At 71.8% G+C, this 16,042-nt stretch carries 13 protein-coding genes; 7 read left to right on the forward strand and 6 right to left on the reverse strand.

Features of this window, described 5'->3' with window-relative positions; translation table 11 throughout:
* The first annotated feature begins 7 nt into the window (after window positions 1-7).
* From J2S66_RS04820 to J2S66_RS04830, 3 genes are all read left to right on the forward strand, one after another.
* Window positions 8-2,248, forward strand: a complete 2,241-nt coding sequence (locus tag J2S66_RS04820) for a family 43 glycosylhydrolase (RefSeq protein ID WP_310304234.1) — start codon at window positions 8-10, stop codon at window positions 2,246-2,248.
* A 117-nt stretch (window positions 2,249-2,365) separates the two neighbouring features.
* Entirely contained in the window at window positions 2,366-2,764 is a 399-nt protein-coding gene (locus J2S66_RS04825) for a hypothetical protein (protein WP_310304237.1), read from the forward strand.
* Window positions 2,765-2,822: 58 nt separating this feature from the next.
* Entirely contained in the window at window positions 2,823-3,245 is a 423-nt protein-coding gene (locus J2S66_RS04830; protein ID WP_310304239.1) for a hypothetical protein, read from the forward strand.
* Window positions 3,246-3,522: 277 nt separating this feature from the next.
* Here J2S66_RS04830 and xynC read toward each other — a convergent pair whose 3' ends face one another.
* Both xynC and J2S66_RS04840 read right to left on the reverse strand, forming a co-directional pair.
* Complete coding sequence (xynC, locus tag J2S66_RS04835; RefSeq protein ID WP_310304241.1) at window positions 3,523-4,788, reverse strand: glucuronoarabinoxylan endo-1,4-beta-xylanase XynC; 1,266 nt, start codon at window positions 4,786-4,788, stop codon at window positions 3,523-3,525.
* A 797-nt stretch (window positions 4,789-5,585) separates the two neighbouring features.
* Window positions 5,586-6,473 carry a zinc-binding dehydrogenase gene (locus J2S66_RS04840; RefSeq protein WP_310304243.1) on the reverse strand — a complete coding sequence of 296 codons (888 nt, stop codon included), beginning with the start codon at window positions 6,471-6,473 and terminating at the stop codon, window positions 5,586-5,588.
* A 352-nt stretch (window positions 6,474-6,825) separates the two neighbouring features.
* On the opposite strand from J2S66_RS04840, the gene J2S66_RS04845 reads away from it, so the two are divergent.
* The 4 genes from J2S66_RS04845 (at window position 6,826) to J2S66_RS04860 (ending at window position 10,894) form a co-directional block, all read left to right on the forward strand.
* A complete protein-coding gene (locus tag J2S66_RS04845) occupies window positions 6,826-7,617 on the forward strand; it encodes a putative protein N(5)-glutamine methyltransferase (RefSeq protein WP_310304245.1) in 792 nt (263 codons plus the stop codon).
* 306 nt (window positions 7,618-7,923) lie between these two features.
* Window positions 7,924-8,448 (forward strand): hypothetical protein, encoded by a 525-nt coding sequence (locus tag J2S66_RS04850; protein WP_310304246.1) that lies wholly within the window; start codon window positions 7,924-7,926, stop codon window positions 8,446-8,448.
* A 5-nt stretch (window positions 8,449-8,453) separates the two neighbouring features.
* Entirely contained in the window at window positions 8,454-9,671 is a 1,218-nt protein-coding gene (locus J2S66_RS04855) for a cytochrome P450 (RefSeq protein ID WP_310304248.1), read from the forward strand.
* Window positions 9,668-10,894, forward strand: coding sequence for a condensation domain-containing protein (locus tag J2S66_RS04860; protein ID WP_310304250.1), 1,227 nt, complete (start codon window positions 9,668-9,670; stop codon window positions 10,892-10,894). Before J2S66_RS04855 ends, J2S66_RS04860 begins: the two co-directional genes overlap by 4 nt.
* Window positions 10,895-11,017: 123 nt before the next feature.
* On the opposite strand, the gene J2S66_RS04865 is transcribed toward J2S66_RS04860, so the two are convergent.
* The 4 genes from J2S66_RS04865 to J2S66_RS04880 form a co-directional block, all read right to left on the reverse strand.
* On the reverse strand, window positions 11,018-11,497 hold the full coding sequence (locus J2S66_RS04865; protein ID WP_310304252.1) for a hypothetical protein: 480 nt from the start codon (window positions 11,495-11,497) through the stop codon (window positions 11,018-11,020).
* Between the two features lie 334 nt (window positions 11,498-11,831).
* On the reverse strand, window positions 11,832-12,008 hold the full coding sequence (locus J2S66_RS04870) for a hypothetical protein (RefSeq protein WP_310304254.1): 177 nt from the start codon (window positions 12,006-12,008) through the stop codon (window positions 11,832-11,834).
* 43 nt (window positions 12,009-12,051) lie between these two features.
* A complete protein-coding gene (locus J2S66_RS04875; RefSeq protein ID WP_310304256.1) occupies window positions 12,052-13,854 on the reverse strand; it encodes an ABC transporter ATP-binding protein in 1,803 nt (600 codons plus the stop codon).
* Window positions 13,851-15,599: an ABC transporter ATP-binding protein gene (locus J2S66_RS04880; RefSeq protein ID WP_310304259.1), complete on the reverse strand. Its 1,749-nt coding sequence runs from the start codon at window positions 15,597-15,599 to the stop codon at window positions 13,851-13,853. The genes J2S66_RS04875 and J2S66_RS04880 overlap by 4 nt, the downstream gene beginning before the upstream one ends.
* Window positions 15,600-16,042: the final 443 nt, after the last annotated feature.

Here is a 16,042-nt window from a genome sequence, read left to right on the forward strand (position 1 = left end):
CGCCAAGATGACCAGATCACAACGCACGCCGGTGAAACGGCGCGTGCTGACCGCAGCCGCACTGCTGTTCGCAACGGTGCTGACACCGCAGTCGGCGACGGCCGCGGCGCAGCCCGTCGCCCACGGTGCCGCGGCCGCCGAAGCCGCTCCGGCCGCCGAGGAAACCCAGGTCGCCGAGGACGTCGCGGCCGATCCGCACGGTCTCAAGAAGACGGTCGCCGACTACCGGACACGGGTCCCGGCCAAGTACACCACCGAGTCCTGGAGGTCCTTCGCCAAGGCGCTGACCACGGCGGACGACGTCGCGAAGAACACTTCGGCGAGCGCGACGGAGGCTGCCGCGGCGAAGACGGCGCTGGTCGACGCCGCCGGCGACCTGGAGGCCGCGGACGAGGGCACGTTCCAGACCATCACCAACAACACGTTCTGGAACGACACCAGCGGCAACCCCATCTACTCGCAGGGCGGCGGGGTCTTCAAGTTCGGCGACACGTACTACTGGTACGGCGTGCACTACCGCGGCGCGGAGAGCTACCGGGCGAACCCGACGCGCAAGTACGACGGCGAAGTCTCGTTCGTGTCGATCCCGGTGTACTCGTCCAGGGACCTGGTGAACTGGAAGTTCGAGAACCGGGTCGCGACGCGCTCGACCGCGATCCACAACGGCAACACCATGGCTTCGACCGGGTGGGTCGGGCGGCTCGGGGTCGCGTACAACGAGAACACCGGCAAGTACGTGCTCGCCACCCAGGCCTACGTCGGCGGCGCGCACGGAGTGCTGCTCCTCCAGGGCAACACCCCCACCGGCAACTTCACCTACGGCTACTTCCAGGGCCAGATCGTGAACTCGCCGACGACCGGCACCGGCGACCAGACGGTCTTCACCGACGACGACGGGAAGGACTACCTGATCTTCTCCAACCGCGAAGGACGTTCCCGCGGCTTCGTGGCCAAGTTCCGGGAGTCCGACTCGCTGCGGATCGAGCCCGGGGTGGAGATCCGCCGCGGCGACGGCCGCGAGGGCAACGCCATGTTCAAGCTCGACGGCAAGTACTACCACGCCGCCTCGGCCCTGCACGGCTGGAACACCTCGGTCAACTACGTCAACGAGTCGACCAGCGGCACTGTCCAGGGTTCCTACTCGAGTGAGTTCGTCCTTCCCGGTACCGAGATGGACTACAGCCACGTGACCCAGACCGGGTTCTTCGTCACCGTCAAGGGGACCAAGCAGAACACGGTGATCTACGCGGGCGACCGCTGGGCCGACTTCGCCTGGAACGGCATCGGCTACAACCAGTGGGTGCCGATCACCAAGACCGGCGCACGACCCCAGTTCCACTCGGTCAGCCAGTGGCAGTTCAACGCCACGACCGGTGAGTGGCGGGTCGGTCCGGACAACAACTACGTCCTCAACCCGGATTTCCAGGCCGACCGGATCACCGTCTCCACGCTGACCGGCTGGACCAACTTCCGCGAGTCGGGGCCGACCTCGTTCGTGACCAACGTCGCCGGCGCGAACGGGTCCCGCTTCGCGTTGCAGGTCGGTGCCGGGCAGGCCTTCGCCGGTGGCGTGCGGCAGCGGATCACCGTGCCGGCCGGGAACTACAAGATGTCCCTGCACGCCAGGACCTCCGGCTCGCTCAGCGCCGCGCAGATGACGGTCACCGACGCCGCCGGCGCCTCGCGCACGCTCGACATCCCGGCGTCGAGCGGGTGGACCCGTCGCGAGTCGGCGAACATCCCGCTGTCCGCCGGCACCGCCACCGTCACCATCCGGGCGGCCGGCGGCAACGGCTACCTCACCGTCGACCAGCTCGGCCTCGTCAGGACCGACGGGGGGACACCGGCGGGGCGGCGCTACGAAGCGGAGACCGCGCCGGCGGTGTGCCAGGGCACGATCGATTCGAACCAGGTCGGCTTCACCGGCACCGGGTTCTGCAACGGCGACGCCGCCGTGGGCGCGTATACCCGGTTCACCGTCGACGCGGCGCAGGCCGGTACGGCGACGCTGGGAGTGCGGTTCGCCAACGGCCACAGCAGCGGGACCGCGCGACCGGCCAACCTCGTGGTCAACGGGTCCGCGGTGGGCGCGGTCTCGTTCGAGCCGACCGGCGCCTGGACGACCTGGTCGACCAAGAACCTCACCGCCTACCTGAACGCCGGGAGCAACACCGTCCGCCTCGAACCCACCACCGCGGACGGCCTGCCCAACGTCGACCACCTCGACGTCGCGGTGTCAACCGGCTGAGCTCCCCCGTCCCACCGGGTCGGGACGGGGTGGCCGCCCGACCGGCGCGCTGTCGCCGCAGCAGGTCCCACCCCGTCCCGATCCCCATGACCACCCCCTGCATTCGAGGAGTCGTCCATGACCGTGCAACGACGGACGTTCCTCAGCGCGAGCGCGGTCGGCGCGACAGGCGTCGGACTGTTCCTGCTCGGCGTGGGACAGGCGCTCGCCACACCGCTCGGATCGCGGGCCACGACGCCGACCACGCCGTTCGCGGTCGGCGTGCGCCGCTACCACTGGACCCGCGGCAGCCGCCCGTGCACCACCTACGTCTACTACCCCTCCACCGGCACCGCCGGCGGCAACCCCGTGACGGGCGCCCCCGTCGCCGACGGCGTCTTCCCCGTCTACAACATGACTTTCGGCTACGGCAGCAGCCCGCAGGACTCGACTCCCCGCCCACGAACGTGGGCGCCCGTTGCTGCCCGCGCCACGGCACATCCGAGAACGAAATCCAGGGCTCCGAGCAGTCAGTAGCGGACGGTACGCCCTATGGTCCGGGCAACGCGCTCCACGAGTGGATCGAGGGAAGGCGATGGCGATGGCGGACGACGGTGCCCTCGACAGTCCGTGGCGGGTGGTTCCACACCGGTTGGGTGCTTCTTGGTCGAAGGCGTTCCGCCGGGCTCGGGAGCAGCCCTCGATCCGAGTTGACGTCGCTTGTCCCGACTGCGGGGTTACGGCGCTGCGCCAGTTCTACGTCCGCCACCGCAAAGCTGATCCAGCGGAGCTCGCGACGGCCCCCCAGTGGCTGCAGGACAGGGCGCGGCGCAACGCCAACGCGGCGGACGGAGTGGAGTGGTGCGCGCACTGCCGCCTGTTCGATCACGTCAAGGACAAATCCGCACCGCCTTGGTGGCCTGAGTCGACAGCGGGCGTCGAGCCGGGGACGGGTGACGTTCATCGAATCATCGGCGTCGTCACCGCGTACCTCTCCGCGCACGGCGATCCGCAGTGACCCTGCGGGGGTAACGGGCGGCTCTGTCCGCCAAGCGGACGCCAGGCACGCCGGATCGGGCAGCAGCGGGTCGAGCTCACCCGCTGGGCGTCGGTGACGTCGGCGGGATACCGGGCGTCGGACACGACAACAACGGAACTCCTGGCCGAACGGCGCTTCGACAACGTCCGTTCTGCCAGGAGATCCCTCGTCCGCGTACCAAAGGCCGTCACCTGCCCAAGCTCGGAACGGGCACTGGGCGACCGAGGCGGGCTGTGGAGTGCGCTCGGGACGGCCGTCAGCCCACGACGAACGTCCGGATGCCCTGAGCCGGCAACTGGGCGCCGAAGGAGCCGTTCGACATCGTGATGGTCGTGTCCTGGGAGAGGGTCCGCGTCGCGGTGGTCACCCAGGTCGGGATCGTCGCGGACGCGATGTCCCGGATGGTGAACGGCAGGTACACCGCCGACGAGTTCTTGTTGATGGCGACGATGACGACCCTGGACCCGCTCTTGAACGCCGTGATGTAGACGTTCGACTGCGGGTTCGCGGTCGCGGTGATCCGCGAGTAGCCGGGGCGGACCCACTTCGAGAAGTGGGCCATGTTGGCCCCGCGCTTGCTGATCTGCCCGTCCTCGCGCATCGGGCCGTACGAGCGGCGGATGTACCACCACACGTAGGTCTGGAACCGACCGTGGACGAGTGCGCGGTGGATGTGCTCGCCCACGTCGAGTGCATGCGGCCAGCGATCGGCCGAGTCGGTGCTGTTCGGGTGGTAGACCTCGGTCATCCACAGCTCCTTGCCGCCGCCCTTCTCGCGGAAGAGCGGGTAGGGGAGGTCCTCGGACCTGGTGCCGTAGAGGTGGGCGCCGATGATGTCCACGTTCGCCAGCGCGGCGGCGTCGTTGAGGATGGGGTCGGAGGTCCGCTTGAGGTACTGGAACGACTCGGGCGCGATGACCCTGGTGTTGATCGAGCCGGCGTTCTCGCGCAGGAACCTCACCATCTCGCCGGGGGTCCACGCCGTCCACTCGTGCGCGTAGTCCGGCTCGTTCTGCACTGAGATCCCGTACAGGTTCACCCCGTTGTTCCGCATGAACGTGGAGAAGTCGTTCAAGTGCTGCGCATAGGCGCCGTAGGAGTTGTAGCGCAGTCGCTTGCCTCCGGAGAAGGTCTCGGTCATCGACGCCGGCGGGTTCCAGGGTGACGCGAAGACCTTGGCCCCGAGTTCACTGGCGCGCTTGGCCGTGGCGACCTCGCCGCTCCAGCCGGCGCGGTCCTCGGGGACGGGGATGCGCAGCACGGTGAAGCCCAGCTGTCCCGCGCCGTTGCCGAAAGCCGTCTCGCGCTGGGCGGCGGTGAGATCGCCGATCCAGCCGGAGTGGTTCATGCCGCCGAAGCCGAGGATCGTCTGCTGCACGACCGACGGTTCGACGAGCACACCGGTCTGCGCCGAGGCGGGTTTCGCCACCGCCAGTACCGGCAGCGCGGTGCCTGCCGCCAGCAATGACCGTCGCCGCAGGCCCCGACCCGAGTCCTCGGATTGGTTTCGACGTGACTCCATGGTTCCTCCACGAGGTTGATCTTGTCCGGGTTCGGTGTCGGTGGATGCCGAGGCAGGGGTCGCGCATCGGGCGCCGCGCCGCCGGAGATCTGTGGCGTAACGGACCTGGGTGGGCCAAGGCGGCGCGTGGATCGCACCCGTGACACGGAGTCGCGGCGCTTCACGACTCCGGAGAAGCCCTGTCCTCGTCAATGAAATCATTTTTCGTCACTTCGGCGACCGTCGTGCGCACTTCCGGTGATCTTCGGCCTGATAGCGTCCGGAAATTGGTCGTCGCACCGCCCGATTTCGCCGCTCGGCGTGTCGAGTGATGACCGCGGGCTTGAGACCGCCGTGAAACTTGCCGAGCTGCGCCGGAGGTGGGGGCACAGGTCCATGGCGGCTGTCGGTCTTGTGGCCCGGTGCGGCCGCGCTGCGGGGGGCCGCGCGGCCCGCGCGAGCGGAGGCGGAGAGGGTAGTTCGCCGCTGGACCATGACAGCTCCGAATAGAGGGCGATCGAATTCATTCGATCCCTGTTGACCTTAAGCGGGATAAGTCTGCTAAAGCAATGTTTTAGCTCTGTCGAATAAGTTCGACAACTCTGCCGGGGCCGCCACCACGGGTGCGCCGAGCTACGTCACCACCGCGCACGGCGATCAGTCGACGCGCTCCGCGCCCATCGCGCGGAACTGCTCGCTGTCGTCAGTGGCGTGACTGCCGGTACGACACCGGCGCTGGAGCGCGCGGTCGTTGTACTTGCCGGAGATGTCATCCGTACAGGTCAGGTGGTTGCCACCCGGTGCGCGGTCGAGCGCGTTCAGTCCCAGGTGAGCACGAGGTTGCCGCGCACGTCGCCGTCCGCGAGTCTTTTGATCGCCGCGTGTGCGTCCTGTGCGGGCATGACGTCGTCGATGAGCGGTTTGATGCCCGTTGTCCGCATCAACCCCAGCAGCCTGCGGTACTCCTCGCGCGTTCCGCTGAAGGAGCCGACGATGTTGATCTGGTGGAAGTAGACCCGGTGCAGGCGGGCGGGGGAGATGTCGCCGCTGGTGGCACCCGCGACCACGACGGTGCCGCCGTTGCGGACGCTGCGCAGCGAGTGCGTCCAGGTGGCGCGGCCGACGCTGTCCACCACGGCGTCGACCTGCTCCGGCAGCACCGTGCGGTGCTCGAACGCCTCGTCGGCGCCGAGCCGCACCGCGAGCGCCCGCTTGTCCTCGGTCCTGCCGGTGGCCCACACCCGCAGCCCCGCCGCGGCGCCGAGCGTGATCAGCGCCTTGGACAGCCCGCCCGCCGCGCCCTGCACCAGCACCGAGTCACCGGGCAGCAGTCGCGCCTTGGTGAAGAGCATCCGGTAGACGGGCAGCCAGGTGCAGATCAGGCACGCCGCCTCCTCCCAGGTGAGGTGGTCGGGCACGGGCAGCAGGCACTGCGCGGGTGCGGCGAAGTACTCGGCGAGCGTCGCGATCCTGGAGCCGGAGATCTGCGCGGCGGGCAGGACCAGCGTCTCGTCCGCGGTGCCCGGCGGGACGTCGAGCACCGGGTACAGCGCGACCCGGTTGCCGTCGGGGTCCTCGCCGGCGGCCTCGCAGCCGAGGATGCGCGGGTACTGGTCGTGGTTCACGCCGACGCCGCGCAGCGTCCAGAGGTCCTTGTGGTTGAGCGACACGGCCCGCACCCGCACCCGCACCCAGCTGTCCGGCACCTCGGGCTCCGGCAGGTCGCCGACGGTGATCGCGGACAGGGGTCGTCTGGCGCCGGGCCCTGCGCGTAAACGGCCCTCATGAGCCCACGCCGGTGCGCCGTGCGACTTCGTCGCGCCCCATTGGAATCTCCTCTTTTGTCGTCGTTCGTCGCGCGCGATGATTACCGCCTCGTGGCGAAACGCGGGTGCGCTGAATTTCCGGCGAGGTAGTGCCCGCTGAACTCCGGTGAATGCCTTTCGGCAGGCTAGTGCGCGGCGCACCGGCACTGCATTCCCCAGCCTGGTAGCAGAGGAAGATTGCGCAGGCCGGACTGGTACGGTTGACCGGGTCATCCCTTCGTGAAAGGCGGCCATGTCGGCCTTCCCCGCATCACCAGTCGAATCCGACGTCGTGGCCGCACTCCGCGCGGCGGGCTGTGTGTTCGCCGAGGACGAGGCCCGGTTGCTGCTCGACGCCGCGACCTCGCCCGGCGAGCTGGCCGAGATGGTGCGGCGCCGGGTCCAGGGCGAGCCGCTCGAAGTCGTCGTGGGGTACGCCGAGTTCCTCGGCCACCGGATCTCCGTCGACGCCGGGGTGTTCGTGCCGCGGCAGCGGTCGCGGTTCGTGGTCGAGCAGGCGGTCGAGCGGGCACGTCCCGGTGCCGTGGTCGTCGACCTGTGTTGTGGCGCCGGCGCGCTGGGTATCGCGGTCGCGGCCGCCGTCGGCGGGGTGGAGCTGCACGCGACGGACATCGAACCCGCGGCGGTCGCCTGCGCTCGCCGCAACCTCGCGGAGCGGGGTCGGGTCTACCAGGGCGACCTGTACGAGCCGTTGCCGGACACGTTGCGCGGCAAGGTGGACCTCCTCGTCGTCAACGCGCCTTACGTGCCCACGGACGAGATCGCGATGATGCCGCCCGAGGCGCGCGACCACGAGCCTCTGGTGGCGCTCGACGGAGGTGCCGACGGCGTGGACGTGCATCGGCGCGTCGCGGCCGGTGCGGGGGAGTGGCTCGCGCCCGGTGGTCATCTGCTGGTCGAGACGAGCGAGCACCAGGCGCCGCTCACCGCCGCCGCGATGACGGCCCACGGTCTGCCGGCGCGGGTGGAGATGTCGGAGGACTACTACTGCACGGTGGTCATCGGCACCAAGAGCTCGCAGTAGGAGCGGACGTGGCGATCGCCCGGTGGCAGGGGATCACCGGCGCACCGCGCTGCCCGTGCCGGTCGAGGCGCCGGGAGGAAGGGCGGAAGCGGCGCGGTGGCGCCTCTCCCGGGTGCCGGCCGACGTCGAGGGCGACGAGGTGTGCGTGTCACCCGGCGGACCGCTAATGACAGGTCACTGACAGTGACCTGAACTGTCGCCTGTTCGTGCGTCCGTGTCATCCGATCCAGACGGTGCAGCCGGGTGAACCCGGTCCTACGCTGGCGAACGGACCGACGACCTGGTTGGCAGCGCAGGGGAGAAGGCATGCATCGATTCGCCGTTCTGTCGTCACTGTCCGCCATCATCGTCTCGTTCTCGCCGCAGGCGCCGGTGGCCCATGCCGCTCTGCCCACCCTCATGTTCTGCGGTCCCGGCAGCGGTTCGTCCGAATTCACCCCCGGGTTGACCACGACCCCCAGGCCGACCCGGATCACCGGCAGCGGTGACCTGGGCCCCTGCGTCGGCGACGACCGGGTCACCGGCGCCACGTTCACCTTCCACGCGACCAGTCCCGCGTTCAGCTGCACCGCGGGCGATGCCGAGGGCACCATCGAGATCACCTGGGCGCCCGTCGGGGAAACGAGCACCGTCGACTACGTCGTCAACCGCTCGGTGCGCCCGGACGACCAGATGGTCTCGATCACCAAGGGGACGATCTCGCAGGGCCGGTACGCGGGCGCCGCCTTCACGGGCGAGTCGGTCATCGTCCCGCCGCCCCCGGGGGCGTGCCTGGCCGAGCCCGGGGTGCCGAACGCCGTCGGCACCGGCGCCGCGGTCGTCATCCTGTAGGCGCCGTGCCGGAACCGGCGGGGCTGATCCACTCGTTGCTGTCCCCGCGCTCCTGTCCCGATCCCTACGACGTCTACCGCGCGCTCCGCCGCGACGGTCGGGTGCACCACTTCACGCCGTTGAACATGTTCCTGGTCAACGGCTACGCCGACTGCGCGGCACTGCACCGCGACCGCGGGCTGCTGGTCATGGACAGCGCCCTGCACGAGGAGCGCCGCCTGGGGCGGTGGCCGCAACAGGTCCTGCACTCGATCGACCAGTGGCCGGTGTACCGGAACCCGCCCGCGCACGCGGCCTCGCGACAGGTGCTGAAGCGGCACTTCGCCCCCGCGGTGGTCGACGGCCTCCGCCCGGTGGTCGAGCGGCAGTACGAGCGGGAACTGGCCGAGGTGGTCCGCCGGGGCGCGAACGGCGCGGTCGTTGACCTGCAGCCGCACCTGGAGCGACTGCCCATGATGGTGATGTCGACGGTGCTCGGCCTGCCACCGGCCGACCTGCCGCGCCTGGTCGAGGTGGTGGCGGAGTTCTCGCTCTTCTTCGAGGTCGTGCTCACCGGTGGGCAGAAGCGGCGCATGGTCGACGGCCACGACCGGCTCATCGCCTACTTCCTGGACGTGATCGCCGAGCGCAGGCGCCGGCCCGACGGTGCCGTGGTGTCCCACCTCGTCGCGGAGCTGACCGGTCCGGGCGGGACGCTGTCGGACCGCCGGTTGGCCGGCATGCTGGCCGGGCTGCTGCTCGCCGGGTTCGAAACGACGGTCGGTCTGCTCGGCAACGGAGCGCACGCGCTCGCGACCCATCCCGAGCAGGCCCGGCTGCTGGCTGCCGAGCCGGAACGCGCCGATGCGGCCGTCGAGGAGGTGCTGCGCTGGGACAGCCCGGTGCAGGTGAACTCCCGCGTGGCCGGCCGGCGGCTGGACGTCGCGGGCGTGCCGATTCCGATCGGAGCGGTGGTCGCCCTGGTCTACGGCTCGGCGCACCGCGACCCTGACCGCTACCCCGATCCCGACCGCTTCGACATCACCCGGCCGGGGGCGCGGTCGTTGAGCTTCGGCACGGGCATCCACCACTGCCTGGGCTCGCGACTGGCGCGGATGGAGGCCGCGGTGGCCTTCGCCTGCCTGGCCCGCTTCCCCGCGCTGCGGCTCGCCGGGAAGCCGAAGCGGCGCAGTCCGGGCTTCACCATCAGGGCCTTCGAAACCCTTCCCGTCAAGGTGTCGTGACCAACCGGCTCACCGCGGCCCAGCGGGCGATCTGGTCCATGCAGGAGGACGACCCCACCTCTCCACTGTGGACCCTGGGCGGCTACCTGGAGATCGCGGGCCCGCTGGACCTCGACCGGTTCGCCCGCGCGGTCCACCGCGCCGCGATCGAAGCCGAGTCGCTGGCGGTGCGGTTCGAGGCGGGCGACGACGGCCCGCGCCAGGTCGTGACCCGCCCGCGAACCTGGCCGATGCCGCTCGTCGACGTCACCGCCGAACCCGATCCGCACGCGGTGGCCGAGGCCACGATGCTGGCCGAGCTGGATGGGCCGATGCCGCTGTTCGACGGCCCGCTGTGCCAGGAGACCCTGTTCCGGGTGGCGCCGGACCGGCACCTCTGGTTCCGCAAGGTGCACCACCTCGTGCTGGACGCCTACGGCTCCGTTCTCATCGGACGGCGGATCGCCGAGCTGTACGCCGCGCCGGACTCCGCACCGCCGTCGGCCTTCCCCTCCCTGGTCGCGGTACTGGCCGACGAGAGGGGCTACGAGACATCCAACCGAGCGGCCATCGATCGGGAGTACTGGCTGCGGCGGTTCAGCGAGCCCTACCGAGCGGTGAATCTCGCCGGTCGTGTCCCGACACCGCCTTACCGCAGAGCGCTGCGCCGCAGCTGCTACCTGCCACCCCACGTGCAGACGTTGACCAAGGCCCTCGGCGCGAGCCTGCCCGCGATCATGACGGCTCTGCTCGCGCACCACCTGTCCCGGCGGACAGGGGCGCCCGAGGTGATCATCCAGCTCCCCGTCACCGGACGGCTCGGCCCGCTCGCCCGGCAGGCCACCGCCGTGCTCGCCAACCGGGTACCGGTGCGCCTGTCCGTGCCGCCCACCGCCGAACCCCTCGACCTGGTTCCGCAGGTCGTCCGGGAACTCCGCGCCTGCCTGCGGCACCAGCGGTGCCGGGTGGAGGACCTGCTGCGCGACGCCTCGGGAGCCGTGCCGTTCCTGGGGCCGAAGGTCAACGTGTGGGCCAGGGGGTACGACATGGCCTTGGCGGGAAGCCCTGTTCTGGAGCGGAACCTGAACAACGGCCCGGTCACCGACCTGTCCGTGATCGTCTACCCCGAACCGGACCAGCTCGGCGTGCGCGTCCACCTGGACGCCAACCCCGACCTCTACCGACCCGAGGACCTGGAGACCCACCTGCGGCACCTCGTGCGGCCGCTCGTCGACCGCTCCTGACCGACCGCGCCCGGTCGGTGGAGGCCGCACCCGCGATGGCGAAAGCCGGGAGCACCCTCCGCGAGCGGTACTGCCTGCCGGACGCGTCACCTGCCCGGGCGGTACCACCGCGTTCGCGCGGCGTCAGGCCGAGGTGGGTGGTTGCGCCGGTGTCGCACCCATCCGGTCGAGCAGGCCCAGGATGACGTCGACCACGGCCAGGAGGTGCTTCGGGTCGATCCGCTGGGACGCCGTGGTGTAGGCGAAACCCGATTCGAAGGTCAGCAGGATGGGCATCGGGCTCTGGAACGGGTTCGGGCCGGCCTCGTCGACCAGCCACTCGGCTACCTCGCGCGTGAAGGAGCGGGCCATGGCGGTGGGGTCGGTGGAGAACGCGGTGAATTCCCGGTTCGCCGGTTCCGGCAGCCTGATCGGCAGCCAGTCCAGTCGTTCGCGGACCGCGGTTGCCGGCGGGTTACCGGCCGGTCCGACGGCCTGGGCCTGGGTGAGCGGTCGCCCCATGAAGCCCTCGTGGAGCCGTCGGCACATCTTCATCGCCGGCAGGGGTGAGGTCGCCACCTCGATCCGGTGCTCGTAGATGGTGGTGGTGCTCGCGGTGACCACGTGCTTCTTGATCGATGCCTCGCTGACGCGGACCGGCCACCTGCCCCGCCGGAAGTCGAGCGCGGTCTCGAAGCGGACGCGCCGCGCCGTGCCGTGCCGAGCCGGTTGGCGAAGCCTTCGGTCTCGTTCCGCAGCGGTGGCAGGAGCCCGGCCGACCATGCGCGGGCCTCGCCGCGATCGACCACCTTCCCGCCGAGCGTGCCCGCCAGGGTGGCCAGCGCGTCGGCGTGTTCCCGCTCCTCCTTCCGCTCGCCGTGCCACTTCCACCAGAACAGGAGGCCGACCAAGGCCAGCAGGATCGTGACGAGCAGTGCGAGGTCGAAGGCGTAGCCCATCAGATGTCCAACTGCCCCTCGGTCCGCTGCTTCGACTGGTCCTCGCCGGTGTCGGTGTAGTCGGCGGCCTTCTGGCCTGCGATCGTGGTGACCGGGTCGATGCCCGCGGACGCGAGGCCCGGGCCCGGGACCAGGTCGTCCGACGCGGGTGTCTCCACCAGGTGCGCGCCCAGCACCGGCTCGGACTCCGGCGGCCTCGGCGCGTCCCGTTCCGTCCCGTCACCGACCTCCCTGCCGGGCCGAGCCCGGTCGTCGTCCGGGGTCCCGCCCGCCCGGTTCCCCGTGCCCGCCGTGCCACGAGCGCCACAGCCGTCCGTAGGGACCGCCCGCGCTGACGAGTTCGTCGTGCGTGCCCAGCTCGACCAGCTCGCCCGCCTCCAGCACCGCGACGCGGTCGGCGTCGTGCGCGGTCTGCAACCGGTGCGCGATCGCGATGACCGTGCGCCCGCGCAGGACCGCCCCCAAGGACCGCTCCGTCTCCCGCGCCGTCGTCGGGTCGAGCAGCGCCGTGGCCTCGTCCAGGATCAGCGTGTGCGGGTCGGCCAGCACGACCCGCGCCAGCGACAGCTGCTGGGCGCGTGCGCCGTCGAGGCTGATGTCCGCGCCGACCTCGGTGTCCAGGCCCTGCGGCAGGTCGCCGACCCAGCGCGCGCCCACCGCCGCCAGCACGGCGCGCAGCTCCTCGTCGGTGGCGCCCGGCTTCACCACTCGCAGGTTGTCGCGCACCGTGTCGTGGAAGACGTGGTGGTCCTGGGTCACCAGCACCACCTGCTCTCGCAGCCGGTCCGGCGGCAGGTCCGCCACCGGCGTCCCGCCAACGGTCACCGACCCCGTGCGCGGCCGGTCGAGGCCCGCCAGCAGGCGGGCCAGCGTGGACTTCCCGGCGCCGGACGTGCCGACGAGGGCCAGCCGCTCGCCGGGCCGCACCACCAGGTCCACCCCGCGCAGCACGTCCCGGCCGCCGGCGTAGGCGTAGCGGACGCCGCTCACCTCGATCCGGTCGTTCCCGGGAGCCGCCGCCGGGCCCGGCTCGTCGCGCGGAACCTCCGCCAGCCCTTCGACCCGCGCGTAGGACGCCGTCGCGCCCTGCAACTGCTCCACCCACACCACCAGCGTGTCCAGCGGACCCACCAGCTGCCGCAGGTAGACCGTGGCCGCGACCACCACGCCGACGCTGACCAGGCCATTCGCGTGCAGCGCCCCACCCACCAGCAGCACCCCGACGACCGGCAGCACGCACGAGACGTCGAACGACGGGAACAACACTGTGCGCAGCCACAGCGTCCGCAGGCGGGCGGCCCGCGCGTCGGCGACGGCGGTGTCCGCGGCCTCCGCGCGGCGGCCTTCCAGCGCGAGCGCCTCGATCGTGCGGGCGCCCTTCGCGGTGCTGGTGACGACGTCGGCCAGCCGCGCCCCGGTCGCCGCCTCGGTCAGGTAGGCCGGTCGGGCGCGGCGCAGGTACCAGCGCAGCGCCGCGCCCACGCCGAGCAGGCACACCAGTCCGCACAGGCCGAGCAGCGGGTCCAGCACGAGCACCGCGACGATGAGGAACAACGCCTGGACGAGGGCCACCAGGACCTCGGGCACGGCCCGCCGCAGCGTCGTCGCCACCACCGAGGCGTCCGTGCTGCCGCGGGCGATCAGCTCGCCGGCCGGCACGTGCTCCGCGACGGACGGCGGCAACGCGAGCGTGCGCGCCAGGAACCGCTCGCGGACCCGGCCCGCCGTGCGCTCGCCGAACCGGTAGCCCACCGCGAGCGCCCATCGCGCCAGCAGCGTCTGCACGACGGTGAACACCAGCACGCCGAGCGCCAGGCGGTCCACGGTGCCCAGCACGTCGCCGGAGCCCGCCCGGACCGCGTCGACGATCCGGCCGAGCAGCCACGGCCCCACCAGGCCCGCCGCGGAGGCCAGGCCGTTGAGCAGCAGCAGGCCGGCCACGGCCGCCCGGTCCGCGCGCAGGTCGCCCCACGCCGCGGCCCGGACCCGGGCCGAGCCCGCCACGGGCAGCGTCGCGCTCACCTGCCCACCTCCCCGTCCTGCACGCGGGACACCAGGTCCCGGTAGGCGGCGTTGTCGCGCAGCAGCTCCTGGTGCGCGCCGGACGCGGCGGCGCGGCCGTCGGCCAGGAAGACCACCTCGTCGGCCCGGTCGAGCACCAGCGGCGAGGTCGTCGTGACCACGGTGGTGAGCCCGCGCCTGACCTCGCGCAGCCGGTCGACCACGGTGGCCTCGGTGTGCGCGTCGACCGCCGAGGTCGGCTCCACGGCCAGCAGCACGTCCGGCGCGGCGTAGAGGGCGCGCGCCAGGCGCAGACGCTGCCGCTGCCCGCCCGAGAGGGTGCTGCCGCCGGACGCGACGGGCGCGTCCAGGCCGCCGGGCAGTGCTTCCACGACGTCCTCCGCCACGGCGGTGCGCACAGCCGCGCGCACCCGCTCGTCGTCGGGCTCGTGCCGACCGGCGACGGTGTCGCGCACCGTGCCCGCGAACAGCTCGGCGTCGTTGTCGGCGACGATCAACCGTTCCCGCAACCGGTCGACCGACACCGCGTCGACCCGCACGCCGGACCACGTCGCGTCGGTGTCGGTGAGCCGGCCCAACCTCTCCACCACCGCGATCGCCTCCTCGGGGCGCGCGCTCACCAGCGCGGTGAGCAGACCCGGGCGGACCAGGACGCCGGACGCGGGGTCGGCCAGCGGTCCGCCGCCGGCCGGGACGTCCACCGCGGCCCGGTCGCCGCCCTCGTGCTCGGGCCGCAGGTTGAGCAGGTCGGTGATGCGGCGGGCGGCCACCAGGGCGCGGGCGATGTCGCCGCCGCCCTCGATGAAGAACGACACCGGCACGACGAGCACGGCGACGTAGCCGTACACCGCCACGAGGTCGCCGATGGTGATCTCGCCGCGCGCGGTCATCCGCGCCGCCAACCACACCACCACGGCCAGGAACAGCGCGGGCAGCCCGCTCGCCGACGCGGTCACCCAGCTCGCCGGGCCGCCGACGCGGTAGCCGCGCTCCACCAGCTCCCGCGACTGCCGTCCGTAGCGCTCGGCCGCGAACTCCTTGCCGCCCAGGCCGTTGAGCACGCGCAGCCCGCCCAGGACGTCCACCAGCCGCGTCGTCAACCGGCCCTGGTGCACGCGGTAGTCGCCGCCGGTGCGCTCGACGCGCCGCAGCAGCGGCCCGACGCCGGCGGCCAGCAGCGGCACGCCGGCGAGCACGACCAGGGCCAGCAGCGGCGAGATGGTGAACAGCACCACGGCGACCGCCGCGTAGGCCACGACCGCGCCGAAGCCCGGGCCCGTCACCGTCATCGACTGCGCGACGGTCTGCACGTCGGCGATGCCGATGGTGACGACCTCGCCCGTGCCGACCCGGCGGGACAGCGAGGAGCCCAACCGGGCCGTGTGCCGCACGACCGCGCGCACGGTGCGGAACGACGCGTCCATGCGGATCTTCGTCATGGTGCGGTGCCGGGAGATCGCCAGCACGGCGTTGAGCACGCCCACCGGGAAGAGCACCACCGACCACGTCACCAGGGCCGCGGTGTTGCCCGCGACGAGGCCGTCGTCCACCGCGCGGGACAGCACCCACGGCGGCACGGCCAGGCCGACCATCCAGGAGCTGCCCAGTGCCGCGCCCGCCGCGACGCGTCCCGCCTGCGAGCGGGCGAGCCAGATGAGGAAGCGGAGGGGACTGCTCGTGTCGCGGGGTGCGGGAGGGGTCCAGCCCCCGGCTACCCGGTCCGCGGACGCGTGGTCATCCGGCATCAGACCACCGTAATCCTGTCGCGTGTGGATCGGCACCGCCCCCGGCGGGACGCTTGCCGCCACGTCCACCGCACCCCCGGCTGCTTCGACCGGGTGCTGAGCAACCGGACCGTGGTGTCCGGCCCCACCGCCGCCGGGTGGCACGACGTCGAGGCGCGCTTCCACCCGGTCGCGCACCATCTCGCGCACGCCGCGTCCGCCTGCCACGTCAGCGGGTTCGGCGACGCGTTGTCCATCGTGTCCCACGGGGCGCAACGCGGTGCCAGGGCCTTCGCCGACGCCTGCCACCTCGCCGGGGTGACCCGGTCCGCGGGCGCGGTGGGCAGCTCCGCGGACAACGCCACCGCCGAAAGCCTCGACGCCTCCTTCACACGCGAGACCCGCCAAGGCGCCCAGAGCCGGGGCAGCGCGAGGGGAGTGAGGCCGGTGGTGTTCGGCTGGGC

The organism is Saccharothrix longispora, assembly GCF_031455225.1.
Lineage (GTDB): Bacteria > Actinomycetota > Actinomycetes > Mycobacteriales > Pseudonocardiaceae > Actinosynnema > Actinosynnema longispora.